Annotated in this window: 23 protein-coding genes and 1 tRNA gene; 15 read left to right on the top strand and 9 right to left on the bottom strand. The window is 62.6% G+C overall.

Annotated features, from left to right (window positions below):
• Positions 1-138 precede the first annotated feature (138 nt).
• A complete protein-coding gene (locus ACUYMZ_RS18660; protein WP_426004431.1) occupies positions 139-1,176 on the top strand; it encodes a LacI family DNA-binding transcriptional regulator in 1,038 nt (345 codons plus the stop codon).
• A gap of 234 nt (positions 1,177-1,410) precedes the next feature.
• Here ACUYMZ_RS18660 and ACUYMZ_RS18655 read toward each other — a convergent pair whose 3' ends face one another.
• The 4 genes from ACUYMZ_RS18655 to ACUYMZ_RS18640 all read right to left on the bottom strand — a co-directional run bounded on the left by ACUYMZ_RS18655 (position 1,411) and on the right by ACUYMZ_RS18640 (position 5,392).
• Positions 1,411-1,731, bottom strand: coding sequence for a hypothetical protein (locus tag ACUYMZ_RS18655; RefSeq protein WP_481605202.1), 321 nt, complete (start codon positions 1,729-1,731; stop codon positions 1,411-1,413).
• Positions 1,732-1,818: 87 nt separating this feature from the next.
• The gene (locus tag ACUYMZ_RS18650; RefSeq protein ID WP_426004429.1) at positions 1,819-2,622 is read right to left on the bottom strand and encodes a cyclase family protein; all 804 of its coding nucleotides are present in this window, start codon (positions 2,620-2,622) and stop codon (positions 1,819-1,821) included.
• Positions 2,623-2,674: 52 nt separating this feature from the next.
• On the bottom strand, positions 2,675-4,318 hold the full coding sequence (locus ACUYMZ_RS18645; RefSeq protein ID WP_481605200.1) for a thiamine pyrophosphate-binding protein: 1,644 nt from the start codon (positions 4,316-4,318) through the stop codon (positions 2,675-2,677).
• A gap of 132 nt (positions 4,319-4,450) precedes the next feature.
• On the bottom strand, positions 4,451-5,392 hold the full coding sequence (locus tag ACUYMZ_RS18640; RefSeq protein ID WP_481605198.1) for a LysR substrate-binding domain-containing protein: 942 nt from the start codon (positions 5,390-5,392) through the stop codon (positions 4,451-4,453).
• A 121-nt stretch (positions 5,393-5,513) separates the two neighbouring features.
• On the opposite strand from ACUYMZ_RS18640, the gene ACUYMZ_RS18635 reads away from it, so the two are divergent.
• From ACUYMZ_RS18635 to dmpG, 12 genes are all read left to right on the top strand, one after another.
• Complete coding sequence (locus ACUYMZ_RS18635) at positions 5,514-6,992, top strand: 2-hydroxymuconic semialdehyde dehydrogenase (RefSeq protein ID WP_481605196.1); 1,479 nt, start codon at positions 5,514-5,516, stop codon at positions 6,990-6,992.
• Positions 6,989-7,777 carry a 2-keto-4-pentenoate hydratase gene (locus tag ACUYMZ_RS18630; RefSeq protein ID WP_426004423.1) on the top strand — a complete coding sequence of 263 codons (789 nt, stop codon included), beginning with the start codon at positions 6,989-6,991 and terminating at the stop codon, positions 7,775-7,777. Before ACUYMZ_RS18635 ends, ACUYMZ_RS18630 begins: the two co-directional genes overlap by 4 nt.
• Positions 7,774-8,235 carry a RidA family protein gene (locus ACUYMZ_RS18625; protein ID WP_481605194.1) on the top strand — a complete coding sequence of 154 codons (462 nt, stop codon included), beginning with the start codon at positions 7,774-7,776 and terminating at the stop codon, positions 8,233-8,235. Before ACUYMZ_RS18630 ends, ACUYMZ_RS18625 begins: the two co-directional genes overlap by 4 nt.
• Entirely contained in the window at positions 8,232-8,777 is a 546-nt protein-coding gene (locus ACUYMZ_RS18620) for a 3-hydroxyanthranilate 3,4-dioxygenase (protein WP_426004421.1), read from the top strand. Before ACUYMZ_RS18625 ends, ACUYMZ_RS18620 begins: the two co-directional genes overlap by 4 nt.
• 39 nt (positions 8,778-8,816) lie before the next feature.
• Positions 8,817-9,872 (top strand): amidohydrolase family protein, encoded by a 1,056-nt coding sequence (locus tag ACUYMZ_RS18615; protein ID WP_481605192.1) that lies wholly within the window; start codon positions 8,817-8,819, stop codon positions 9,870-9,872.
• Positions 9,873-9,945: 73 nt separating this feature from the next.
• Positions 9,946-11,295: an MFS transporter gene (locus ACUYMZ_RS18610; protein WP_481605190.1), complete on the top strand. Its 1,350-nt coding sequence runs from the start codon at positions 9,946-9,948 to the stop codon at positions 11,293-11,295.
• Positions 11,296-11,343: 48 nt separating this feature from the next.
• On the top strand, positions 11,344-12,486 hold the full coding sequence (locus tag ACUYMZ_RS18605) for a thiolase family protein (protein WP_481605188.1): 1,143 nt from the start codon (positions 11,344-11,346) through the stop codon (positions 12,484-12,486).
• Positions 12,483-12,788: a PhlB family protein gene (locus ACUYMZ_RS18600; RefSeq protein WP_426004417.1), complete on the top strand. Its 306-nt coding sequence runs from the start codon at positions 12,483-12,485 to the stop codon at positions 12,786-12,788. The genes ACUYMZ_RS18605 and ACUYMZ_RS18600 overlap by 4 nt, the downstream gene beginning before the upstream one ends.
• 7 nt (positions 12,789-12,795) lie before the next feature.
• Positions 12,796-14,412 (top strand): ATP-dependent acyl-CoA ligase, encoded by a 1,617-nt coding sequence (locus tag ACUYMZ_RS18595; protein ID WP_481605186.1) that lies wholly within the window; start codon positions 12,796-12,798, stop codon positions 14,410-14,412.
• A 33-nt stretch (positions 14,413-14,445) separates the two neighbouring features.
• Positions 14,446-15,252, top strand: coding sequence for a 2-keto-4-pentenoate hydratase (locus ACUYMZ_RS18590; RefSeq protein ID WP_481605184.1), 807 nt, complete (start codon positions 14,446-14,448; stop codon positions 15,250-15,252).
• A gap of 39 nt (positions 15,253-15,291) precedes the next feature.
• Positions 15,292-16,248, top strand: a complete 957-nt coding sequence (locus ACUYMZ_RS18585) for an acetaldehyde dehydrogenase (acetylating) (RefSeq protein WP_481605182.1) — start codon at positions 15,292-15,294, stop codon at positions 16,246-16,248.
• Entirely contained in the window at positions 16,245-17,279 is a 1,035-nt protein-coding gene (gene dmpG, locus ACUYMZ_RS18580; RefSeq protein WP_426004412.1) for a 4-hydroxy-2-oxovalerate aldolase, read from the top strand. The genes ACUYMZ_RS18585 and dmpG overlap by 4 nt, the downstream gene beginning before the upstream one ends.
• Before the next feature lie 142 nt (positions 17,280-17,421).
• Here the strand turns inward: dmpG and ACUYMZ_RS18575 are convergent, their stop codons facing one another.
• Together ACUYMZ_RS18575 and ACUYMZ_RS18570 are read right to left on the bottom strand one after the other, a co-directional pair.
• Positions 17,422-18,195, bottom strand: coding sequence for a sugar phosphate isomerase/epimerase family protein (locus tag ACUYMZ_RS18575; protein ID WP_481605180.1), 774 nt, complete (start codon positions 18,193-18,195; stop codon positions 17,422-17,424).
• 71 nt (positions 18,196-18,266) lie between these two features.
• Complete coding sequence (locus ACUYMZ_RS18570; protein WP_481605179.1) at positions 18,267-19,121, bottom strand: LysR substrate-binding domain-containing protein; 855 nt, start codon at positions 19,119-19,121, stop codon at positions 18,267-18,269.
• A 170-nt stretch (positions 19,122-19,291) separates the two neighbouring features.
• On the opposite strand from ACUYMZ_RS18570, the gene ACUYMZ_RS18565 reads away from it, so the two are divergent.
• The gene (locus tag ACUYMZ_RS18565; protein WP_426004407.1) at positions 19,292-20,713 is read left to right on the top strand and encodes an MFS transporter; all 1,422 of its coding nucleotides are present in this window, start codon (positions 19,292-19,294) and stop codon (positions 20,711-20,713) included.
• Positions 20,714-20,792: 79 nt separating this feature from the next.
• On the opposite strand, the gene ACUYMZ_RS18560 is transcribed toward ACUYMZ_RS18565, so the two are convergent.
• Both ACUYMZ_RS18560 and ACUYMZ_RS18555 read right to left on the bottom strand, forming a co-directional pair.
• Positions 20,793-20,863, bottom strand: a tRNA-Gly gene (locus tag ACUYMZ_RS18560).
• 70 nt (positions 20,864-20,933) lie between these two features.
• Positions 20,934-22,433 (bottom strand): M15 family metallopeptidase, encoded by a 1,500-nt coding sequence (locus ACUYMZ_RS18555; protein ID WP_481605177.1) that lies wholly within the window; start codon positions 22,431-22,433, stop codon positions 20,934-20,936.
• Positions 22,434-22,651: 218 nt separating this feature from the next.
• On the opposite strand from ACUYMZ_RS18555, the gene ACUYMZ_RS18550 reads away from it, so the two are divergent.
• The gene (locus tag ACUYMZ_RS18550; protein WP_426004405.1) at positions 22,652-23,095 is read left to right on the top strand and encodes an SRPBCC family protein; all 444 of its coding nucleotides are present in this window, start codon (positions 22,652-22,654) and stop codon (positions 23,093-23,095) included.
• 93 nt (positions 23,096-23,188) lie between these two features.
• On the opposite strand, the gene ACUYMZ_RS18545 is transcribed toward ACUYMZ_RS18550, so the two are convergent.
• Positions 23,189-25,216: a CAP domain-containing protein gene (locus ACUYMZ_RS18545; RefSeq protein ID WP_481605175.1), complete on the bottom strand. Its 2,028-nt coding sequence runs from the start codon at positions 25,214-25,216 to the stop codon at positions 23,189-23,191.
• Positions 25,217-25,262: the final 46 nt, after the last annotated feature.

The raw sequence follows: 25,262 nt of genomic DNA, 5'->3' as shown, positions 1-25,262 counted from the left end.
TATGTGGGAAAGCGCATTCCCATTGCTTCGATAATGCCTCACTGCCCCTGCAATTGGCAAGCGCTTTCCCAAAACTGCCGGAAGACTGCCATAATTTCCTTAGCGCCAGCCCCGATGCCTGCAGAGAAGGAGGGCCCCGTGGCCGCCAGCACACTCAGTGAAGTAGCCCGCCTGGCAGGAGTATCCCTGGCCACGGCATCCCGGGTGCTCAACGGGTCTTCACGCAAGCCCGCCGAGGAAATCGCCGAGCGCGTCCGCGAAGCCGCAGACAAGCTCGGCTACATTCCCAACGCCCAGGCGCAGGCGCTCGCCAAGTCCAGTTCGGGTCTCATCGGCTTGATCGTGCATGACATTGCCGATCCCTACTTCGCCGCCATCGCACGCGGGGTCCAGGACGCCGCCCGCCAGCAGAACCGCATGGTGCTGCTGGCCAGTACATCCGGGGCTCCGCTCGATGAGAAGGAAGCCGTAGCCGCCTTCGCCGCGCGCCGCGCCGACTCGATCGTCATTGCAGGTTCCCGCTCCGTGCGCCCCGGGGACAAAGACGGGAACGCCCAACTCGCGGCCGAACTGGACCGCTATTGCCGCAACGGAGGGCAAGTCGGCGTTGTTGGCCATCCGGTGGCTGGATCTTCAGTCACCGAGGGGTACCACGTGGTGGAGGTACCCAACCAGGAGCTTGCGGCTTCCCTGGCCCTCGAGTTGGCGGGTACCCACCACGGCGACTTCCTGGTGGTGGCCGGTCCTGAGGGGCTGCTCACATCCGACGACCGTGTCCGCGGCTTCCAGAGCGGGCTCAAGAAGGCTGGCCGTCCCGAAGCAGAGGTGATCCGCACCGGCTTTAACCGCGACGGAGGCTACGACGCCGGCCCCGGCCTGGCTGCCCGCATCAAGGCATCAGCGGAGCGGCTTTGCATCTTTGCCGTGAACGACGTCATGGCCATCGGGATCACTGCCGCGCTGCGGTCCGAAGGGGTATGGATTCCGCGGGACGCCACCATTGCGGGCTTCGACGACATCGAGACCCTCCGCGACTTCCGGCCTGCGCTTTCCACCGTCTACTTGCCCCTTGAGGAAATCGGCAGGCTCGCTGCCGGCGCAGCAGAAGGCGGCTCGGTCAGCGGTTCCGTCAAGCTTCGCCGGAGCACCGAAGTTCCGGCTGACAACCCCGCCTGACGCGCCGGCGGACGGGGCAATTCCCGACGGCGGCAGGCCGGTTTGCACCTCTGGCGCACCAGCGCTCGATTGGCCTCACGCGGTGACGGTGATTCCCGCCGTCGGGGATGACGCGGGCGGGGAAGGCAGCCTGTCACATCGTGTTCGGGTCTTGACAGTGTTGAGCCCGGATACGGTCCGAAAGAGGCCGTTGTAGCTTAAGCCTCTTTCGGACCGTGATGGTCGCACCTGATCTCACCCACCCACTTGGTAACCCGGTACGGTGTTCGTGAAACGCCTCTGCGGCCGGTCTCTCGATCTGGATGGGTAAAGATGATCATCGGTCATTCGGTATCGAAGCTCGCCGTCGAGGAGCCCCGGTTCCAGCCAGACCTCGTAGTTGTCCGCTGCCAGGAACATCTCGCGTTCGTATGCCCCGTCCGCAGCTATCCAGATCATGCTTGCGTCGGGCATTACGGCGGCCACCGTTCCCGTGCGTACCACCGCGCCCAAGTGCCTTATCTCTACAGGAACGCCGTCCAAGCGGTGCCACTCGGATGCGGGATACAGCATCATCGATCTGCCCTTGGCTTGAAGCCTTCCGGCCCGTCGGCATGGACCAAGAGATAGCTCTCCTTCGATAGGGCTGCCTGGGCAGCTGCCCTAGACCTGGGGTTCTTCGACAAAAGCCAGAACACGGGCCGGGCTCGCAGTTCCGCCCACTATGGGCAAGGGCGTGACCACAATGAAGGCGCCAGTGGCCGGCAACTGCTGAAGGTTCTTCAGGGAGGTGACCCCATACTTGTCGTTTCCCAACAGAAAATGATGCATGGGGAAAGGTGGCTCCAAGCTGAAGCCTGCACCGGCGTCGATCCCTACCGTCTCCACACCAAAGCCAGCAATATCGGTCTCCTCAGCAAGCCATCGCGCGCACTCTGCCGAGACGCCGGGCGTGTGCGGCCCCGTTTCATCGGCATTGAGGAACAGGGATTCGTTGTCTCCAAAAGCGTCCCACCCAGTACGGTAAAGCAACCATGCACCCTTGGGCAGCTTGCCGTTGCTGGCTTCCCATGCCTCGATGTGGTGGACCTCAAGCAGAAAGTCGGGGTCCGCCGCGGCCTCTGAGGATGCATCAATCACGACGGCGGGGCCGACGAGTTTTTCGGGCGGCAGCTGGGAAATGTCCCGCCCTTCCCTCCCGCTGACCCAGTGGATGGGCGCGTCGACGTGGGTGCCAAAATGCTCGCCCACGTGGATGTTGTTGTGCGCCCACATGGGTCCACGCTCGTCGTAAGCCGCTACTTCTTCGAGGCTGAGATCGATGACGTTGGAAAGAGGTGCCGGCAAGCGCAGGGCGGGAGTATTGGGCGTCAAGGGAGTTGTCAGGTCGATGACGCGAATGCACCCCTGGGCAAGTCCTTCAACCAAGTTGGCCAGCAGCTGCGGCTTGGACGTTGTGTTGGTCATGACAGTGGTACCTGTGCGGTCAATTTTTTTTGCCTCGTTCCTGTTGATGGCCTTAGTGGCCTTTGAATGCTTCCTCGAGCCACCAAGACGCAAAGCTGACGGTCTTTGCGTCGATAAGCAGCGGCTTGTCCCGGTCCCCTTCGAGCCATTCACGCACTGGTTCCAGATCTTCCGGCTTACGTACGGTTGCAGCTGCAAAGCCGTAGCCGCGTGCGATGGCTGCGAAATCAGTGTCAGGAAAAGTGATAAGACCCAAGGCGTCATCGTCCTCACCGAAGTGGTGGACTTCGGCTCCGTAGGCAGAGTCGTTGTAGACGATAACCACGAGCGGGATACCGAGCCGCACAACGGACTCCATCTCCGCTGAAGCCATCAAGGCCCCGCCGTCACCGGTGCCCAGAACCGAGAGCCTGCCCGGCTGTGCATAGGCTGCCCCGATCGCACTGGCAAGACCCAGTCCCACGCATTGGAATGCCTGGCTGAAGACAAGTCCGTTTTCATCCGGGATATCAAGGAAGGCGCTGGGATACCCGAGGAAATTGCCGGAGTCGACGGCCACAACCCGCTCCTTATCGAGCATCCGGTCCAGAGCGATGGTGAGGGTTCGGGGATCGATGCGCTCTCCATCTCCGCGGTCCTCGTAAGGGACATCCTGCCACCGGCCTTCAGCCTTGATGGCCTGTGCAATTTCTTCGGTACGGTAGCCGACGCGGGAGAAACCGCGGTTGCGGAGCTCGCTGGCTGCTGCTGCGGCCGTAAGTCCGGCGTCGCCCAAGACGCCAAAGTCCACCGGCCGGTGCTTGCCGGGTGCCAGCGGATCAACGTCCACCTGCACAACCGTGGTGGTCGGGCCAATGAGCTCGCCGTGACGCATGGTCCACATGTTCAACGCAGAACCGAAGGAGATGATGAGGTCCGAGTCCTGGATGGCACGGGCCGCCAGCGGCGTACTGAAACCACCGGAGATGTCCAAGTAGAAGGGATCGTCATTGAACAGCCCGCGGGCTACGGCCGAGGTTGCCAGGAGGGCTCCCGAAGCCTCCGCCAGATCCCGAAGCTGGGGTCCGGCACCGCGCCCACCGCGGCCGGCGATGATGACAGGTCGCTCCGACCGCTCGATAAGGTCCGCCAGTTGGATGATGTCCTCAGCCGCTGGTGCGGCCACCGTTGAAAGGGCCCGGCCGGGAACAGGCGCGGCGTAAACTTCAGTGGTTTCGGAGTTCTGGATATCCAAGGGGAGATTGACCAGGACAGGGATGCGGCGCGTCACCGCAGTGCGATAGGCAAGGGCAACGTCCCGGGCTGCGGTCTCCCGGGAAATGCGGAAGCTGGCCGCTCCCACGGATTCAACCAGGTTGCTCTGTTCGATCCGGAAGTTCGAATGAATGGCCGAAGCGGCAACTTCAGCGGCCAGAACCAGCATGGGGGTGCCGGACTTCGCGGCTTCTGCAATGCCGGTGATGGCATTTGTCAGCCCGCACCCCTGGTGCAGGGAGACTACAGGGACTGAGCTGCCAACCCGTGCAAAGGCGTCGGCCATCGATGCCGCTCCGCCCTCGTGACGGGCCGCCACATACGTGGCCCCGCCGGCAATGAGAGCCTTGGTCACGTCATAGTTTCCGCTGCCGACGACACCAAAAACCTGGCGGACGCCAAGCTCTATCAGCGTTTCAGCCACTTTCTCAAAAACACGCATCTGATTCGTACCTCGGGTTCTGGTTGCGGGAAGCTCTACACGAAGATGCTCCCCTTGGCTGGCTCGAATGGCTAATGCCTATTTCACTCACCAATCCTGAATAGGGCATAGCTGTGGATCAGGGGCATCACATCAGGAGGCCGAAATCGTCTTGCGGATTCCCACGGCTACTTGTTCAAAGCAACGCAGCATCAAGACCACCGCAGGGCTCGGCAGCCTGTCCTGCAAAGTGGTCACGCCAACCGTTTGGCTGATGCCTTTGATTCTTGCTCCAACAATGCGAAGGAGCGGATCAGCGGCCCCAATAGTGCGGGGCTGGAGCGCTAGAAAGTCAGTTTCTGCAACGATGGCACGAAGGGTCATGGGGGAGGAGCAATCCACCTGTTGCTCCGGCAGCTCCAGACGCTCAAGGGCAAAGGCGCTTTCAAGCTCGCCGCGCAGTGCTGTCTGCGCCACCGGCATGACCCACGGGTAGTTTCGCAATTGATCCAAGGTGGTTTCACCGCGCTCAAAGACAGGGTGCCCATCTCTTGCAACAACTTCGAATGGCTCGTGGTAAAGCGCCGCTTGCTGTAAGTCAGGAACGCCATGCTGCGGGGTGAGGCGCCCTACGACAATGTCGATTTCACCTGCGACGAGTCCATTGGTCAGCCGGTCGGGAGTCGCCTCGTGGACATGGACGCTTACGTGCGGCCGTTGTTGCTTCAACAGCGCTATCGCCTTGGGCAGCAGCAGGTTGCCTCCTGCCACGTACGTGCCGATGGTGACAGACCCTGCGGTGGCATCCGCCAGCTCTGCTATGTGCTGGGTCGCTTGCTGCAGGTGGCCCACCACGGCCCGCGCGTGACTGATGAAGACCTCCGCAAAGGGCGTGGGGCGGACCCCGCGGGCGCCCCTTTCGAAAAGTGGTGCCCCAAGGGCATCCTCGACCTCTCGCAAACCCCTGCTGACCGCGGGCTGGGTGATGTACAGGTGCCTGGCCGCACTCACGATGGTGCCGTGATCCGCGATCGCCAGAACGAGGACGAGATGACGGATCTTCAGGGGGCCATTCAAGAGGGATCTGATATCCATGTCGACGATGATATGCCCATATGGACATGGCTGGTACGGGAAAAGGCATTCGACGGACATGGGTTGCCCGCAGCACACTGGTGATACAACCCACACCGACGACCCGGGAGAAGCATCCATCATGGCGATTCCTACCCTGCGTAACTTCGTTGGCGGAGCCTTCCTTGACGCCGCCGACAAGACATTTGAAAAGATCAGCCCTGTCGATGGCAGCGTGATCGCCTACGTTGCCGAGGCCGATCGGGGCACTATCGACATGGCGGTGAAGGCCGGACGCAGCGCACTCCAAGGACGTTGGGGGAATTCCACAGTCAACGAACGGGCAGCGCTGCTGCGTCGTATCGCCGATCGCATCGAGGCGCGTTTCGATGACCTGCTCGCTGCCGAAATCGCGGACACGGGCAAGCCGGAACAACTTGCGAGGGACCTCGACGTAGCCCGCGCAGCAGCAAATTTCCGCGCATTTGCCGACATCATTGCCGCCGAAGGCCTGGACTCCTTCCTCACCGAGCTTCCCGACGGTCGGCGGGCCCTGAATTACGCTTTGCGCCGGCCCCTGGGAGTTGTTGCCGTAGTAGTGCCGTGGAACCTCCCCCTGTTGCTGCTGACCTGGAAAGTGGCTCCGGCAATCGCCTGCGGCAACGTGGTGATCGTCAAGCCCTCGGAGGAAACGCCGTCGTCTGCGACGTTGCTGGCTGAGATCATGGCCGAGGCGGGCGTGCCCGACGGGGTGTTCAACCTGGTCCATGGTTTCGGCCCCGGTTCGGCCGGCGAATTCCTGACCACGCATGAAGGCATCGACGGAATCACCTTCACGGGGGAATCCTCCACCGGTTCAGCCATCATGCACGCTGCAGCGGCCCACGTTCGCCCGGTTTCCTTTGAGCTCGGTGGAAAGAATGCCGCCCTCGTTTTCGCAGACGCCGATGTAGAGGCTGCGGTGGACGGCCTCACGAAATCCATCTTCACCAACACCGGGCAAGTCTGTCTCTGCACCGAGCGTGTCTACATCCAGCGTCCCATCTTTGACGAAGTCGTGGCCGGACTTGCGGAGCGGGCCAAGGGCTTAATGCTCGGTCAACCCCGCGATCCCCGGACGACCACCGGCCCATTGATCTCCCTTAATCACAGGCAGAAAGTACTCACGTATCTCGAACGCGCCAAACAGCAAGGCGGAGAGGCAATCGTGGGTGGTGGAATCCCGAACCTGGGCCACGAACTTGGCGGTGGCGCTTGGATTGAACCCACGCTATGGACCGGGCTCAGCCATGACGCGCCTGTGATGCGCGAAGAGATCTTCGGCCCCGTCGCAGGGCTGGTCCCCTTTGACGACGAAGAAGAAGCCGTACGACTGGCCAATGACACCAAATACGGCCTTGCCGCCGCTGTTTGGACCTCCAACCTGGAGAGGGGACACCGGGTCGCCGGTCGCATGAATACAGGCATCACCTGGGTCAATACATGGTTCCTGCGCGATTTGCGCTCGCCTTTCGGCGGAGCCGGGCTCTCCGGCATCGGCCGCGAAGGGGGAACCCATTCCCTGCACTTCTACACCGAGCCCACGAACGTGTGCGTAAACCTGAGCGAGGCAACACGATGACCACAACCCACCCGGACCAAATAATCAACGACATCGCACGCAAACTCGACCAGGCTCAACGCGAGGGTGTGGCCATCAATCAGTTTGGCGACCTGCTCTCGCTTGAAAGTGCCTACAAAGTGCAGTCGGAATTGCTTAGCCTTCGCCTGGCCCGCGGCGAGCAACTTTCAGGTGCGAAGCTCGGGTTCACCAGTCAGGCGAAAATGGCGCAGATGGGCGTGAAGGAAGTGATCGTCGGCTTCCTGACCTCCAGCATGCAAGTGAACGAGGGCGAACAGCTGCCGTTGACCGGGTCCGTCCACCCACGGGTCGAACCTGAAATCGCGTTCCGCTTCGGCCAACCCGTCCCACCGGACGCGTCAGAGGAGCAGATCCTTGCAAGCGTGGACGCAGTCGCACCTGCGCTGGAAATCATCGACTCGCGCTATCTCAACTTCTCCTTCAGCCTCGCCGACGTCGTTGCCGACAATACGTCCGCCAGTCGCTACGTCCTCGGCGAGTGGACTTCGTTTACGGACGATCTTGCCGGCAGGACCGTAACACTGCTCGTGGACGGATCCATCACCGAAACCGGAACCACCTCAGCAATCCTCGGCGACCCCATGAACGCGCTTCGGGCGTTTGCACGGATGTATCCGCGCCACGGAACCGGCCTTCCTGCCGGTGCGGTACTTCTGGCAGGTGCGGCCACCGCTGCGGTTCCCCTCCCGCCAGGATCCACCATCACGGCCATTGTGGCCGGCATCGGCGGCGTTGAACTGGAGACGGCGGGAGCCGACTCATGAGCGGGGCCAAACTCATCGGGGAGATGGCAAGGCCCCGAGGCCGTTTCCCACACGTCAAGACTGCCGGTGATTTGATCTACGTTTCCGGAACGAGCAGCAGGCGACCGGACAACACTTTCGTTGGTGTCGACGTCGATGAACTGGGCACCACAAACCTGGACATCCGCGCACAGACCCAGTCCGTCATCGAGAACATCGGACGCATCCTGCAGAACGTTGGCGCCTCCCTGGACGACGTCGTGCAGATCACTACTTTCCTGGTCAACATGAATGACTTTGGAGGCTACAACGAAGTATATGGACAGTATTTCGACGAGGACGGGCCCGCCCGCACCACAGTCGCAGTCCATCAACTTCCCCATCCACACCTTCTCATCGAAATCCAGGCGATAGCCCACAGGCGGCAACCGCCGGCAACACCAACACAACACCCGGAAGAACAAGGAGCAGGACAATGACCAAGAGCACCAACAAGACGAGCATCCTTCCCGTCTTCAACTTCCAGCAGTGGCTGGCCGAAAACGAGGCTTCGTTGAAGCCACCGGTGAATAACAAAGCAATGTGGACCAAGGTTGATGACTTCATCGTCCAAGTGGTCGGGGGCCCGAATCAGCGCACCGATTTCCACGTTGATCCCTACGAAGAGTGGTTCTACCAGGTAAAGGGCAACATGCACGTCAACGTCGTTACCGACGAAGGCGTCAAGCGGGTTGACGTAAAGGAGGGCGAGATGTGGCTGCTCTCGGGCAACATTCCCCACTCGCCCCAGCGACCGGAAGCCGGCTCCATCGGCATTGTCATCGAACGCATCCGGGAGGAAGGGACCACGGAGAAGTTCCAGTGGTACTGCCTCGAATGCTCCGACCTCATCCACGAGGTCGAACTCCAGGTCCGGGACATCGTCGAAGACCTGCCGCCCGTGTTCGAACAGTTCTACGCCAGCGACGCTTCGGCGCGCACGTGCAAGAACTGCGGGGCCGTCCACCCCGGCCGGGGCTAAGCAACCCCTCCGGAAAACGCACCAAAGGAAAAGATCCCAGTGACCAACCTTTCACCCACCATCGACGTCCACACCCACTACGTGCCGAACGGGTGGCCTGACCTCGGGCAGGAAACAGGCGGAAACGGCCCCTGGCCGTGGCTGCGCAGCGACTCGGAACGGGAAGCGATGCTCATGCTGGGCTCCGCTGAATTCCGCCCCCTTCGCTCGAACGCCTGGGCGGCCGAAGAGCGCCTCGCGGCGATGGACGCCGATGGTGTGGACGTACAGGTTGTCTCACCTACACCGCTGTTCTTCTCCTACGCCCGCGACCCTCAAGAAGCAGTGAAGGTCAGTCGGATCTTCAATGATTTGGCGTTGGAGGTCTGTGATCCAGCACCACAGCGCCTGATCCCGTTCTGCCAGGTACCCCTGCAGGACACGGACGCCGCGTGCCGGGAACTTGACCGATCGCTGGAGAACGGCCATGTCGGCGTCGAGATCGGCAACCACGTCGGCGACCGCGACCTGGACGATGAAGGCATCATCACGTTTCTCCAGCACTGTGCGGACCGCAACGCAGCTGTTTTCATACACCCCTGGGACATGCCCACTTCACCTCGACTCGAACGATGGATGGCACGCTGGTTGGTGGGCATGCCCGGGGAAACACACTTGTCCATACTTTCGCTCATCCTCGGTGGGGGCTTCGACAGGCTACCCGAGCACCTGCGCCTCTGCTTTGCCCACGGAGGTGGATCCTTTCCTTACTGGGTAGGCCGCATGGACAACGCCTGGCACCAGCGCCCGGACCTTATCGCGACATCCGAGTTCCCCCCATCGCATTACCTGAACCGGTTCAGCGTGGACTCCGTGGTTTTCAATGACGCCTCTTTGCGGCTCCTCATTGACGTCATGGGAAGCGAACACGTCATGCTCGGCTCCGATTTCCCGTACCCCTTGGGTGAAAGGCCCGCGGGAAACCTGATCAGGCAGGCTCCCTTCCTGACCCAGCAGCAACAAAGTCAACTCCTGAGCAAGAACGCTCAAAAGTTTCTCGGAATGGACGTCGACGCTGACGTCCGGATCTTCACCGGAACACAGGCCAGTGCTTGATGGCTGACCAGCAGGATCCCCGCCGTCGTGGATCCTTGCCCCACCACACCCCCCTTTCCACCAGGAGACGCTCATGTCACAAAAAGCCCTAGGCGCGTCCGGCGCCAAAAGCCCCGGAATCAAGCGCTATGTCATCGCATCGCTCGTTGGGAATTCGCTCGAATGGTACGACTTTTTCCTTTATGCGACGGCGGCCGCCATCGTCTTTGGAAAGCTCTTCTTCCCGTCAGGCACCGATCCGCTGGTGGGCACCTTGGGAGCCTTCGTCGGCTTCGCCGTGGGATTCGCCGCCCGTCCGTTTGGTGGCATACTTTTCGGCCACATCGGCGACCGTATCAGCAGGAAAACTGCCCTGGTCATGACACTGAGCATCATGGGCATCGCCACTTTCCTGATGGGCCTCCTGCCCACGTATCAGCAGGTAGGCATCTGGGCTCCCATCATGCTTGTGGTGCTTCGCGTCCTTCAAGGAATAGCTGCCGGCGGCGAGTGGGGAGGAGGCGTCTTGATCATCAGCGAAAACTCCTCGGAAGAACGCCGCGGACTGTTTTCGGCGTTCAGCCAAGGGGGAGTCACCCTCGGGTTCGTCCTCGCCTCTGCCGCCTTCTACCTCGCACAATTGCTCCCGGAGGAGCAGTTTATGGCTTGGGGCTGGCGCCTGCCGTTCCTCCTGAGCATCCTGTTGTTCGGCGTCGGCATGTACATCCGTTTCCGGCTTCCGGAGACGAAAGAATTTGAGCAGGTCAAGTCCGACGGCGACAGGGCCGCCTTGCCGGTCTGGACCGCGCTGCGTACCCACCCGAAGGAAATCCTGGTGGCCATGGGTCTCCGGGTTGCCGAAAACGGTGGCTCGTACCTGCTGCTGTCATTCTCCTTGGTCTACGGCGTGCATGTGGGAGTCGAGCGTGGAACGCTGCTCTTGGGCGTCATGCTTTCCATGCTGTTTGCGTTCGGGACCATCGTCTTCTTTGGGCATCTGTCCGACAAGATTGGCCGGCGTAAGGTGTACGCCATCGGAGCCACGGCCCTTGCACTCATGGCTTTCCCTTTCTTCTGGCTTATCGATTCGAACTCACCGGGCCTCATTGTGCTCGCCTACTTCATTGGCAACGGAATCTGCCACGCCGCAATGATCGGGGCCCAGCCCGCGTTCTTCCACGAATTGTTCAGCCCCGAAGTTCGTTATTCAGGAATGGCGCTGGGCCACGAGATTGCAGCAGTCTTCGCGGGAGGACTGGCACCGTTCATTGCCACCGCGCTTCTGCTGACCTACAACAGCTCGACGCCGGTTGCCCTGTACGCCATCGGCCTGGCGGCCATCACCCTGATTGCGCTGGCCTTCTCCAAGAACGTGGGCCAAAACCGTACACCTGCTCCTGATGCCCACGTGGACGTGCACGAAGTCAACGTCGCACCCCGATAGCCGTCAGCCCCGGCCGACTCCACCCCACTGAACAGGAAAGAACCAACCATGGCAGTATCCATCATTGCTACCGGCGAATCCCCGTATACGCGGCATCCCCAACCCGGGACCACTACATCGGGCACCATTGCCGATGCAGTGGGCCGTGCACTCAAAGACGCCGGACTTTCTCCCAGCGATGTAGACGGCTTTGGAGTATCCAGCTTCACGCTGGATCCGGACCACGCCATCGACCTCGCGTGGAGGATGGGTTTGAAGCTGACCTGGCTCATGCAAGACACCAACGGTGGCGCCAGCGCCGGTAACATGCTGCAGCACGCCGTCCACGCCATCGAAGCGGGCGATGCCTCGGTAGTTGTACTCGCAGCCGGCGACCTTATGGACGGTGACGCCTTCGCCAACCTTGTTGCCAAGTACAACAGGGCAACGGCTGACCACTTGACCCCCTTGCCCATGTCAGGCCCGAACGCACTCTTTGCCATGCTGACAACCCGCCAGATGGAGAAGCTTGGCTTGGCCCGGGAGGACTATGGCCGCATTGCAGTGGCCCAGCGGGAATGGGCGGGCCTGAACCCAGGGGCCGTGTACCGCACACCTTTGACGCTTGAGGAGTACCTTGCCGCTCCTTTGGTTGCCGAACCCTTGGGCCGCTTTGACTGTGTTCCGCCTGTCACAGGTGCCGACGCCGTTGTGGTCGTTGCGGATGAGAGGGCAAACGGACAGCGAAGGGCGAAGATTCTTTCGACCACCGCTTCCTACAATCAGGACAACCAAGCGGGCGATGGTCTGGTCACCGGTTTGCGGTCTTGCGCACCTTTGGCATGGGAGAGGGCGGGGGTCTCTCCAGAGGATATGGACGTCCTCAGTGTCTACGACGACTATCCGGCCATGGTGGTCGCCCAGCTCGTAGACATGGGAGCGGTGGCAGAGAACGCGGACATCCCGGAATTCATCCGGGCACGCATTCTCTCCAGGGAGCTGGCCCTTAACACCTCAGGAGGGCAACTCTCCGCAGGCCAGGCAGGATCTGCCGGCGGTATGCATGGCTTGGTGGAGGCCACGCGGCAGTTGCTGGGACAAGGAGGAGATCGGCAGGTGCAAGCGAGACTGGCTGCAGTCAGCGGATATGGGATGGTGCTGTACCGCTACGGTGCGTGCGCAAACCTGGCAGTGTTGGAGGCTTCGGAATGAGTGCTGTTTTTCAAAGATGCGTCAATTGCCGCAAGGCCTACTTCCCGTTCCGGCTCATCTGCTCCAGATGTTCCAACACTTCCTTTGTTGAAGACGACGTCGACTCCGGAGTGGTCGAAGCGGTCACCTTGCTCTCGAGCGGGCAGCAGACAGCTACCGTCGTCTGCCCGGAAGACGTTCAATTCATTGCCCGGATTCTGGGTGGGACCGTCAAAGCAGGCGACAGTATCGACCTCACCAACACTGCCAGCGAAGAAACTGCCCTGGTTGGCTACGTACCTTTTCAGAGAAATAAAGCCTAGGAGAACCATGTCCGAAGATACCTACACCGCAGGTTCGGTTGCCGCCTCGATGACGGTCCCTGGCCTGTTGATGAACCGGGCAGAGAAGCTCCCGAACGCGCCGCTTATGCGCTGCGGTTCAGTCCGACGGGATGGCCGGCAAATGCTGGAAGCCGTCGCCCTCGCGGGAGGAGTGCTGCTGAATCATGGCATTCGTCCGGGTGACCGGGTTGCTCTGATGTCCAGCAACCGGATCGAACTCCTGGACCTCATCCTCGGATGCGCGTGGGTGGGAGCGATAGCTGTCCCGATCAACACGGCCGCCCGTGGCGAGCAGCTGCATCACATCCTTGCCAATTCCGAGTCATCACTCCTTGTTACCGAGTCAGAGCTGCTGGAGCATGTGGACCGGCTCCCCGGACTTCCGTCGTTGCGCCAGATCTGGCTACTGGATGAGCCCGTTCCCGAAATGGGCAGTCGTTACCCCGTCACGGGGCTGCCCAAGGCATCCTCCAGTGCTGAGCCTGCCTCTGTGCTGCCGGGCGATACTGCCGCGATCCTGTACACATCAGGCACCACAGGTGTATCCAAGGGCGTCCAATGTCCTCACGGCCAGTTCTATTGGTGGGGCGTGAACGTTTCCCGGCAGCTTGAACTGACAGAGGAAGACGTCCTTTACACGTGCTTGCCGCTTTTCCACACCAACGCGCTGAATGCCTTCAGCCAGGCGTTGGTCAGCGGTGCTGAATACGTGCTGGGACCGCGCTTCTCGGCCTCCCGTTTCTGGTCGGATGTCCAGAGCGCCGGCGCAACCTTCACGTACCTTCTTGGTGCCATGGTGAGCATCCTCGCGAGCAAGCCACCGACTCCGCTGGACCGGGCACATGGAGTAGTCGCCGCACTCGCTCCGGCAACCCCGGCCGGGCTGTTGGCCTCTTTCCGCGAACGGTTCGGGATCACCCTCATGGACGGCTACGGCTCAACCGAGACCAACTCCATCGTGGCCTCCAGCCGGAGCGAACAAAGGCCCGGTTACATGGGGAAGGTACAGCCGGGATTCAGTGCGCGCATCGTGGACGAGTACGGGCTGGAGGTCCCGGCCGGGGAGCCGGGCGAGCTGTTGCTGCGCAGCGACCAGCCCCATGCGTTCGCAACCGGCTATTACCGGATGCCCGAGGCCACGGTCACGGCTTGGCGGGACCTTTGGTTCCACACCGGAGACCGCGTCGTGGTGGAACCAGACGGATGGGTGCGGTTCGTCGACAGGATCAAGGACGTTATCCGTCGCAGGGGCGAGAACATATCTTCAGCCGAAGTCGAACAGGCACTCCTCGAACATCCCCTGATCAGTGAAGCGGCGGTCTATGCCGTGGATTCTGAACTGGGCGAAGACGAAGTCATGGCGGCGATCATCACCAAGGGCCCTGTTGATTTCGGCGAGATCTCGGCTTTTTGCGAACCCCGGCTGGCCAAGTACGCGATCCCGCGGTTCATGCGTGTGGTCCCGGACCTGCCAAAGACCGAGAACGGAAAAGTGCGGAAGGCCGTGCTGAGGGAGGAAGGTACTGCGGCGGCCCAATGGGACAGGGAACTGCTGCAGCACCACCAGCCCACCCCGGTACTGAACTCCGTGGGACATGGATAGGCCAGGAACGATCACGCGCTGATAGGAACAACAATGCATACAACCGCCAACGCCACGGAACGCGAAGAAGTCCTGCACGGTTTTGCCCAGGAGCTGCTCACCGCCACGGCTACCCGTGCCCCTGTGCCACCCCTGCGTGACCGGATCGCGTCCATGACCGTCCAGGATGCTTACGAGGTGCAGGCCGCCCAGCTGCAACAGCACCTGGAAGCAGGCCGGGTACTCGCCGGAAGGAAAATTGGGTTGACCTCCCAGGCGATGCAGGCCCAACTTGGTGTCGACTCGCCCGACTTCGGCTTTTTCTTCGAAGACATGGTCCATCACGACGGAGCACACGTCTCCAGTGGCAGCTTCATCTCTCCGAAGGTCGAGCCCGAGTTCGGATTCCTGCTGAAGGAAACGCTGCAAGGTCCCTCAGTCACCTACCAACAGGCAGCCGGTGCCGTGGAAGCGGTCTACCCTGCCATTGAGATCATTGATTCACGCATCGCCGACTGGGATATCCGACTGGTGGACACTGTGGCAGACAACGCTTCCTGCGGTGCCATCGCCGTGGGACGAACCCCCCTGGATGTGTCCGTGGATCAACTCAAGCAGGTCGAATGCACCCTGCGCATAGACAACCATCCGGTGGAAAGCGGTACCGGCAAGGCTGTCATGGGAGATCCAATACTTGCGCTCGTTTGGCTGGCCAACGTCCTGGGAGAACAAGGGGTTGCCCTGGAGGCAGGGCAGCTTGTCCTCCCAGGATCGTTCACCAAGGCCCTTCCCGTGGTTTCGGACAGCAGCGCGACAGCAGACTTCGGCGAACTCGGATCCCTGACAATTCACTTCATCTAGCCCACGCGCATAGCCGGCTAATAATCAAAGGACACCCACATGGCCAAGAAAACCGCAGCAATCGTCGGTTCAGGCAACATCGGGACCGACTTGATGTTCAAGATCATGCGGCGCTCGAAAAACGTCGAAGTCAAATACATGATTGGCATCGATCCAAACTCTGACGGCCTTGCCCGCGCAGCCCGCCTCGGGGTGACCGTCTCCGCTGAAGGCGTTGATTGGCTGCTGGCGCAGGAGGACAAACCGGACTTCGTGTTCGAATGCACGTCCGCAAAAGCCCATGCGGCGAATGCCCCCAAGTACCGCGAGGCGGGCATCCGGGCCATCGACCTGACTCCCGCAGCGGTGGGCCCCTACGTCGCTCCCGTGGTCAACCTGGAATTGATCGACGACGCCATGAACGTGAACATGATTACCTGCGCCGGCCAGGCCACGACGCCGATCGTTGCGGCGATTTCTTCGGTGGTTCCGGTGGATTACGCAGAAATCGTGGCATCCATAGCGTCGAAGTCGGCTGGTCCGGGTACACGGGCCAACGTTGATGAGTTCACCGAAACCACCGCAGAAGCACTCCAAGTTGTCGGTGGTGCCAAGCGGGGCAAAGCCATCATCATCATCAACCCCGTGGAACCGCCCATGATCATGCGGAACACCATTTACTGCGCAATACCGGCAGTGGCTGCCGAACCGGGAGAGACCCAGGAACGGATCCGGGCCGCCATCAACGAGGCCGTTGAGAAGACGCGGGAATACGTTCCTGGATACGAACTGCGGGTCGAACCGCAATTCGATACCGCCCGGGACGATTGGAAGGGTGCCGGAAGGGTTGGCGTCTGGGTGCAGGTAAAAGGTGCCGCAGACTACCTTCCCGAGTACGCCGGCAACTTGGACATCATCACCGCTGCCGCCACCCGAACCGCAGACCTGCTTGCCGAAAAGATGGACGAGCAGGAGCTTGTTGCTGCTTCCACCCAGAACACCAGGAGCCAGTCATGACCCTTCCGGAAAAAAATGGTTACGCCGTCCGCCTGACGGATACCACTTTGCGCGACGGTTCCCACGCCATGAGCCACCGGTTTACGGAAGCGCATGTGCGAAGCGTCGTCAGGGCGCTCGACGATGCCCGCGTGGACGTCATCGAAGTGACCCATGGAGACGGCCTGGGCGGTTCGTCCTTCAACTACGGGTTCTCACTGACCCCGGAACTGGACCTCATCAAGGCCGCCGTGCATGAAGCCAAGCGGGCCCGGATCGCGGTGCTCATGCTTCCCGGCCTCGGCACCATCCACGACCTCAACAAGGCACACGACGCCGGCGCTTCAGTAGCGCGGATCGCGACGCACTGCACGGAGGCAGATATCTCCACCCAGCACTTCTCCCGTGCGCGGAAGCTGGGCATGGAGACCGTGGGTTTCCTCATGCTGTCGCATCGGGCGAGCCCGGAGGAGCTGGCCAAGCAGGGCCGCATCATGGCCGACTCGGGATGCCAGTGCGTTTACGTAGTCGACTCTGCCGGTGCCCTGATCCTGGAAGGTGTTGCCGAGAGGGTCGCCGCCCTGGTGGCAGAACTGGGCGACGACGCGCAGGTGGGGTTCCATGGCCACCAAAACCTGAGCTTCGGCGTCGCCAATTCAGTCTTTGCCGTGCGCGCCGGTGCACGGCAAATCGATGGCACGCTTGTGGCTCTCGGGGCCGGAGCAGGCAATTCCCCAACCGAAGTGCTCGCTGCAGCATTCGATCGGCTCGATATAACCACTGGTGTCGACACCCAAGGCCTGATGGCTGCCGCTGAAGACATCGTCAAGCCCATCATCACCCGCATGCCCGTCATGGACCGTGCATCCATCATGCAAGGCTACGCAGGCGTCTACTCCTCGTTCCTCATCCATGCAGAGCGGGCAGCGGAACGCTACGGAGTGCCGGCCTGGCAGATCCTTCAGGAAGTCGGTAATGCCGGCTACGTGGGGGGACAGGAAGACATGATCGTCGATGTGGCGTTGAATCTACAGGCAGCCGAAACCAACTGAGAAGCCCTGTCATTCCCGGGTGGGTAGCCCACACCGTGCCAATGCCTCCCTCGCGGCACGTGGTGCTGCCGCTTCTTACGGGGAATTACGTGCCGGTTGTGGCCGTCATGGTTCCGGCCTTGGTGGACCCGACAGGGCCGGACTAGTCCTCGCCCAAGGTGATGCCGTGCAGGAAGGCGGCGTCGTGAAGGACATTCTCCGGGAGGTCGTCCTCTACGAATTCCATCATGATGTCCAGGTCCTGGCCGTTCCCGCGCAGCACGTCGGATACGGTCTGCCACAACAGTTTCCGCGCCCGCAGCGGATGGCGTTCCGCCTTGGGCCCCCACGAAAAGCAATGCACACCCACCACGTGCGGCAGGACGTGGTGAAGCGAGTCGAGCGCCTGCTGGTCGGAAAGCCCGACGGCGGGCTGCCAGTAGGTGCCGATGTTGGCGTGGTCCACGCGGCGCAGCAACTCCAGGGTGGTTTCCGGTGTATCAGTGAGGGTATTGCCGTGGTACTCGAAGGCGATAGATATGCCATGTTCATCCGCCAGGCCCGCAATCCGCTGGGAGTCGCTGACTACCGATTCCCAGTGTTCGTCGGTGGCCTCATGGCTGCCGACGCCGCCGGCCCAGACACGGATCCTCGGTGCGCCCAGGGTCGTGGCCAGATCGAGGAGGTGGTCGAAGCCGGCGAAGGATCCTGCCCGGTAGTAGGAGCCCAGGGACAGGACGCGAAGCCCGGCCTCTTCGCCCGCCTTCCTGGCGTGTTCGGCGGAATCCGTGTCCTTGATGTGCACGTCCGTGCCCCACTCAATGCCGGCCAGGCCCGCTTCGGCGGCTATACGGACCACCTCGTCGATCCCTTTGTCCCTGAGGGTGACGGAGCAAATGCCCGGCGTGAGGTCTGCCAGCGTTGTGAGGTCGATCATTGGTTCAGGATAGCGGGAATGCGCTTACCCGCGGAAGAGTGAGGAGTCTTTCCGGACAAAAGCGAACACGGTCAGGAGGATTTGCTCAATGTCCGGCCCATGATGGCCTGGGTCAGGGCATCGATGACCTCGGCGTTGGCCAGGGGGTTCCTGATGAGCGTGAAATCGACATCTCCCACCGGCGGCAGGTCGAAGCGCTGGGTGATCACTTTGAGATCCTCCGGAACCAGCGAGGCCGGCATGACGGCTACCCCGATGCCCGCGCGGACGGCGGCCAGTACGCCACTGATCTGCTTGGTGCTGCAGGTGATCCGCCAGGTCCTTCCGGCTGCCTCCAAGGCGTCGATGGCCAGCTTCCGGCTCAGGCTGGGAGCCGGGTACGCGATCAGCGGCACGGGAGCGCCGGGTTCGAGTACGGTCTGTTCCAGACCCACCCAGGCGAAATTGTCATGCCGCACCACGGTCCCTTCCTTGGCTCCCGCCACCCACTTCACAAAGACCAGATCCAGTTGACCGGCATTGAGCCTCTTGTAGAGCTGGTCGCTCTGGCTCACGGTCAGCTCGAGGTTGATCTGCGGGTACAGCTGCCTGAACTCACGCAGGATCCGGGGCAGGCCTGTAATGGCGAGGTCGTCGGCGGTGCCGAAACGGAGTCGTCCGCGCATCGCCGAACCCGAGAAATATCGCGACGCAGAGTCGTGGGCCGCCAGGATGCTCCGGGCGAAGCCGGCCATGGCGTCGCCATTGTCCGTCAGCCGGACCTCGCGGGTGTCCCTGGCTACGAGGACCCTCTTCGCTGCCGCCTCGAGCTTGCGCACGTGCTGGCTGACAGTGGGTTGGGCCAGGCCAAGGCGGTCCGCTGCCTTGGTGAAGCTCAGCGTTTCAGCGACGGCCAGGAATGAGCGCAGCTGGACGGGTTCGAACACGCAAAACTCCTTTGAGTGCTTGCCGCGACAGGGGCCAAAGTGCTGCTCCAGCGCTGGACGATCATTGCATTCCGCAATGCTACTTATAGGCCCAATAGGCTTCCACAATTGCTGCAGGCAACCATAGCGTTAAAGCCATCCCACCGAAACTCCTAATCCGAGGACTAACTTTGGCACCCCCACCGCCTTCAGCGGCACATGTCAGCCAGCCCGTCATCGATTCCCTGTCCGCTGGTCCCTTGCAGGACACTAACCCCTTGCAGGACACAAACCAGACGGACCCCGTCACCCAGCCACTCGCCGTCGTGAGTGAAAAGCTGCCCTGGCGGCACACGTTCATTTCCTTGAAGGTCCCCAACTTCAGGATCTTCGCCCTTGGCCACTTTATTGCCGTGATCGCCATCTGGATGCAGCGAATCGCCCAGGACTGGATGGTGCTGGAGCTGTCCGGTTCCGTCACCGCTGTGGGAATCACCGTGGCGCTGCAGTTCATGCCGTCACTGTTCCTTGGTCCTTGGGGCGGCATGATGGCGGACCGCTTCGCCAAGCGGAAGATCCTCATCATCTGCCAGTCGGCGGCCGCAGTCCTGGCTGCCGCGCTGGCGATCCTGTCCCTGACCCACGTAGTGCAGGTGTGGCACGTGTACATCATTGCCGTGCTCCTGGGGTTCGTGACTGTGCTGGACCAGCCGGCCCGGCAGGTATTCGTCAACGAACTCGTCGGCCCCAAATACCTGCGCAACGCCATCAGCGTGAACTCCACAACTTTCCAGCTGGGCGGCCTGATCGGGCCCGCGCTCGCCGGCTGGCTGCTCACCGCCGTGGGCGCCGGCTGGGCTTTTGCCGGCAACGCCGCGGCCTGCTGCTCCACAGTGGCCATGCTGATGATCCTTCGCAAGGACCAGCTCCACCTGAGCCAACCCACCCCGCGCCGGAAGGGCATGCTGCGCGAGGGTCTTCGCTACGCGCTCGCCAAGCCCACCATCTACTGGCCGTGGCTGATGGCAGGCTTCGTGGCAGTTTTCGCGATGAGCCTCCCCGTGCTGCTGGCCGCCTTCGCGGACCATGTGTACGACGCCGGCGCCGGAGGCTACGGCCTGCTGAACGCCATGGTTGCACTCGGGGCACTGACGGGAGCGGTTGCCTCCACACGGCGCCGGCAACTGCGGTTGCGCTCCGTGGTGGCCTCTGCCGGACTGTACGGTCTGATGCTCTGCCTGTCTGCTGCCATGCCGTCCATGGTCTGGTTCAGTGCAGCGATGGTCCTGGCCGGGTTCTGGTGCCTGATGTTCCTTACCGCGGCCAACCAGATGGTGCAGACCAGCTCCAACATGGGCATCCGTGGCCGTGTCATGAGCCTTTACCTGGTGGTGCTGATCGGTGGCCAGGCGATCGGCGGTCCCATGATGGGATGGCTGGCCGAGCACTTGGGCCCGCACCTTGCCATCCTGGTATCGGGCGGTGTTCCGGCACTCGCAGCAGGCGTGGTGGCCGTGGTGCTTGCGCGGCGCTCCTCGCTGCAGCTCAAGGTCAACCTGCGTGACCGCCGCCGGGTGCTCAGGATCGTGGAGACATCCGCAGCCTCGGCCTAGCGGGATGTGTGGCCCTCAAAGCCGGCGCGTAGCGGCTTTGAGGGCCACGAACCAGGTCAGCGAGGATGGAAATGAAGAGAGCGGGCGACGGGAATCGAACCCGCGTATCGAGCTTGGGAAGCTAGCGCTCTACCATTGAGCTACGCCCGCGTTGCCCCGACTGCACGCCGGAGCGAATCTCAGCTTAGCGCAGATCAAGGGCTGCCAATGACAGGCGCGCCTACTTGAACAGCTGCAGGCCGTTCCAGCCGGAGCCCACTTGGCCGTACGTGGTCCACTGACCCCGGCCCAGTCCGTAGTTGTAAAGGTTGCCTTCCATGGTCCGCGCCGTGATTCCGCGTGTGCCTGCACCGGTCAGCCCAAAGCTGGGAACCAAGGCCCGGATGTACTGCCAGCCTGTACCGACGGTGGTCGCCGGTCCGTAGAAACCTGCCCAGCCGTCCCCGCGGTAGTTGATGAGCGCGCCCGAGGCTGTTCGGGCAAGGATGTCGTTGGCGCCATCGCCTTCCCAGTCGGCCATGGTCAGTTCCATGCCGTTCCAGCCCTTGCCGATGATCTGCGGCCCGCTCAACGCCCCACCAAACGTGTTGGGGTAGTAGCGCAGGACGCCGTCAGGGAAGTACCCCACCACACTGGGGCGGGGATGGCTGTGGGACCACTTGCCCACGGTGATGGTCATCTGCTCCCAGCCGCCGTTGCCCACCACTACCTGGCCGGCAAAACCTCCACCCGGGAGGCCGCGGTAAACGCCCAGGACACCGTTGTTCCATTGGGCCAGGATGTCGTACACCCCGTCGATGTCCCAGTCCACCACGAAGCCCTGCTTCAATCCGGTCCAGCCCGAACCGATCTGGACAGGCGCCATGTAGCCGCCTGCCGCCGTCGCGGGGTAGCGCAACAGCCTGCCGGAAGAATCGGCAGCCACAAGGTCGGCGCCGGACTTGATGCTCGCGGAGCGGGCGGTGTTGCCTGCGAAGTAGTGCTCCAACGTCGGGAAGCCGCGGCGCTGCATATCAGTAGCCAGAGCGACACCTACATAGCGCAGGTGCCAGGGTTCGTAGCTGTAGCCCGTGGTCCCTGTGTAGCCATTGGGATACCGGACGATGAACCCGTATTTGTGGGCGTTTGCCGCCACCCACTTGCCTGCGGCGGTGTCGCCGAAGCAGGTGCTGAGGCCACAGGAGCCGCCCGCGTTGCCGATGTCCATGGCAAGGCCGGTCTGGTGCTCGCTGTAGCCCGGTTTGGCGGAGATGGTGTCGGCGTAGGCTTGGCCGTACTGGTTCACATAGCCCCAATAGACCTGCTGCTGCGTGGCATAAGACCGGTACCCGCTGATAATGGACAGGCCACCCGTTCCGGCATCGGCTGCACCCTGGAACAGCCCGTTCAACCATGCGGCGGCTTCAGCGCGCATGTACTGGCCTGAACCGCGGGCGTTGATGAGGTCATGCGGGACATAGCTGAGGGGGTTCAACGGGCGGGACTTGTTGACCAGCACGGAAAAGCTGGACGGATCCCCAATAGGATCGACGCTCGGCAGCGGGTTCGCCGTGGTGGGGACGGCAGCCTTCGCAGCACTGGAGACGGCCGGTGCAGGAGCAGCAAGCGCAGGAGCCGCGGACACAACACCGCCAGCCACAGCGACAGCCAGGAATGCCGCACACGCGGCCACCCGCCGTCGTGCTTTTCCAACAAAAGTGCGGTGGTCCAAACGTCGCATTACGCCCCCAATTTGATTAATACCGGCCCGGAGGAACTCTACCCGGACAGGCGGGATGTGTCAGCAGCATGACGACACCCGGCCGGGAGGTAACCATTCGGTCAAGGCTCGTCAGCAATGTGTCCTGCGTGAGCGGCGCTGTCTATTCTGAAGGTGTTAGCTGCAGTGTATGGGGAACCGGGCTACGACACCGTGAACGTACGCCGAAAGAGGTCTCCGTGGCATTTGCAGCCCATGAAGTGGTGATCGACAGGGATGCCATGACCGTCTATGGCTTCCTGATGGACGGAATGAACAACGCCCTCTGGCGCTCGGGCGTCCGGAGCATCTCCCTGAAGGCCGGTGTCCAGGGCGAGAACGGCGCGGTGTACCAGCAGACCCTCAACGGACCCGGAGGCCGGCCCATTGCCGCGGACTTCCAGATCACCGAATCGCGCCCCGGCGCCGAGGTGCGGTTTGCCGTGGTGGCAGGACCCGCCCGGCCCACCGGGGGCTACTACCTCAGCACCGAGGGCAAGACCACGCGGTTGCGGTTCGCGCTGGAGCTCCACCCCAAAGGCCTGCAGAAACTCATGGGCGGCATGATCCAGAAGACCATGGAGGCCGAGGTCGCGCAGCTGGAACAACTCAAGACGGTGATTGAGTCACGCCCGGCGGCGTGACAGTCCCGTGTTGGGTACGACGCTTTAGGTAAGACGCTTTAAGTACGACGCCGGAACCTGGCTTGGGTGCCGGCACCGCGCCGGGCAGCGCGTCTACTGCGCGAGCTTGAAGCCGGACCATCCGCCGCCCACCGCCACCGGCGTGGTGAGCTTTCCGGACGTCAGGTCCCAGTACTCCAGCACCCCATTGGTTCCCAGGCCGGCAACGCCGGTGGTGTCAGGGCCGTTGACGCCCTGCAGCGCCCGGATGCCCGAGTAGTCAGTCCACGCTGCGCCCACGATCGGCCTGGACTCCTGCTTGGGAGTGGCCAATCCCGAACCCCTGTACAGGCGGAGGTAGCCATTCGGTTCCACTGCCAGGAGGTCCTGGAATCCGTCAGCGTTGTAATCGACCATGCTGAGCCTGACAGATCTGTTGCCAGTACCGATCGCCGCCTGGGTGCGGATGTATGACAGGCCCGAGTTCTTGTAGAACCACAAGCCTCCGGACGCGTCCATGGCCACGATCTGGGGCAGGCGGTTATTGGCGCACCAGGTGCCGATGGCGAGGTTCAATGACTGCCAGCCATGGCCCAGGACACCCGGCGATCCGAACCCGCCCGACTGCCTGCCCGGATACACCAGCAGGGCACCATCGGTGCGTTGGGCAATCAGGTCGAACACGCCGTCTCGGTCCCAGTCGGTGACGAAGAGATCCTTCAGCCCGGTGAAACCGACACCGATCTTGCGGGCTGCCCCGTATTTCGCATTGCCCAGGGACGGGTAGGAATAGACCGTTCCGTCCGGTCCAATGGACACCAGGTCCGCGGCGCTGCGGATCGAAGCTGTACGCAGGTCGACGGTCGGTGGCTGGTACTTGTCTCCCGGCTGGCATACTCCCACCGGATCAGTGGGCGGGGTAACCGTTCCGCCCGGCCGCGTGGTGGTTCCCGCCGGCAACGTGGTGTAGCCGAAGAAGTTCACCACGCCCCACAGCGTGTAGCGGTTGGGGGTGGTCTGCCAGTTGCCGTCCGTGTACGTGATGCCAATGCCCATCACGTTGAAGCGCGGATCGCGCAGGAGGGCGTCATGCCCCGGGGATCCTTTCCACCACTCCACAAGCTGGGCCGCATCCCGGTCCCACCGGACGGCAATGACCTCACCGGCACCGTTGTTCGGGTTGAGGGCCCGGGGGTCGGTCCAGAAGTTGGGCCGGTGCTGGATTACTTCCCGGCTGGCGATGCTGTTGGACCACTCCTGCGCCAGGCCGGCCACGGTGGCGTGGTACTTGACCGGGGCAAGGCCCAGTGACGCCCGGTAGCTGTTGATGGCGTTGAAAACGGTCAGGATCGCGGCGGTGTTGTCGTCGGGAAGCAGGGCCAAGGCGCCGTTGCCGGGGTCGGCTTCGGCGCTGGGGGTCTTGCCCGGGAACGGGGTGGACGTGGGGGCCGGGGTCTGCGTCGCTTCTGATGCGGGCGCGAGCGACGGCGAGGGGGTGGATGTGCCCTGTGGTGGGGCGCTCGCCGTGGGGGTCGGGGTGGGACTCGGGGTGTGGCTCGCTGAAGGCGAGGGCGTGGGTGTGGGCTCCGCGGACGGGGCCCGGGATGTGGGGCTTGCCGGGGGCGTGTTGCTCGCCGTGGGCGAGGGGGTGGGCTCCGCGGAAGGAGACGGGCCCGCTGCCGGTGCGGAAGGAGTAGGCTCGGCGGTCAGCGTGGGAGCCGCCGAAGGTGACGGGCCGGCAGGAACGGAGGGCGCCGGACCGGACGGAGCCTCGGGCGCGGGCCCGCCTGGACCCCATGACGGTCCGATGGATGGCAGCGGCGGCGGAGACTCCACTACAGGGTCGACGGCGATCGGTCGCGTGGGTGCCCTGCCCGGCATTCCAGGTACTGCCGCCGGATCAGGAATGGGGGTGGCGGATTCCTCCGGGGCGCCACCGGTTGCGACGGGTGCAGCGGAAGGTGAGGGCTCCGCCGTCGTACCCGCCTCCGGGGCGGTTAAAGCGGAAGGTGTGCCGGCAGAGGGCGTGGTGCCTGAGCCCGGGACGGCTTCGGTAGCCGGCAGCAGCTGGCTGGACGCCGCCACCATGACTGCAAGTGCGCCGGCCACGGCGACTGCCGCAGGCGCTGCCCATTTCCCCACAATTACCCCGCGAATGCTCGTTGCCCCCAAACTCCGGGCGCGGCTT

The sequence above is a fragment of the Arthrobacter sp. T572 genome, assembly GCF_056780115.1.
Note: the sequence above shows the minus strand (reverse complement) of the source record. Positions and strands in the feature narration are given on the sequence as shown.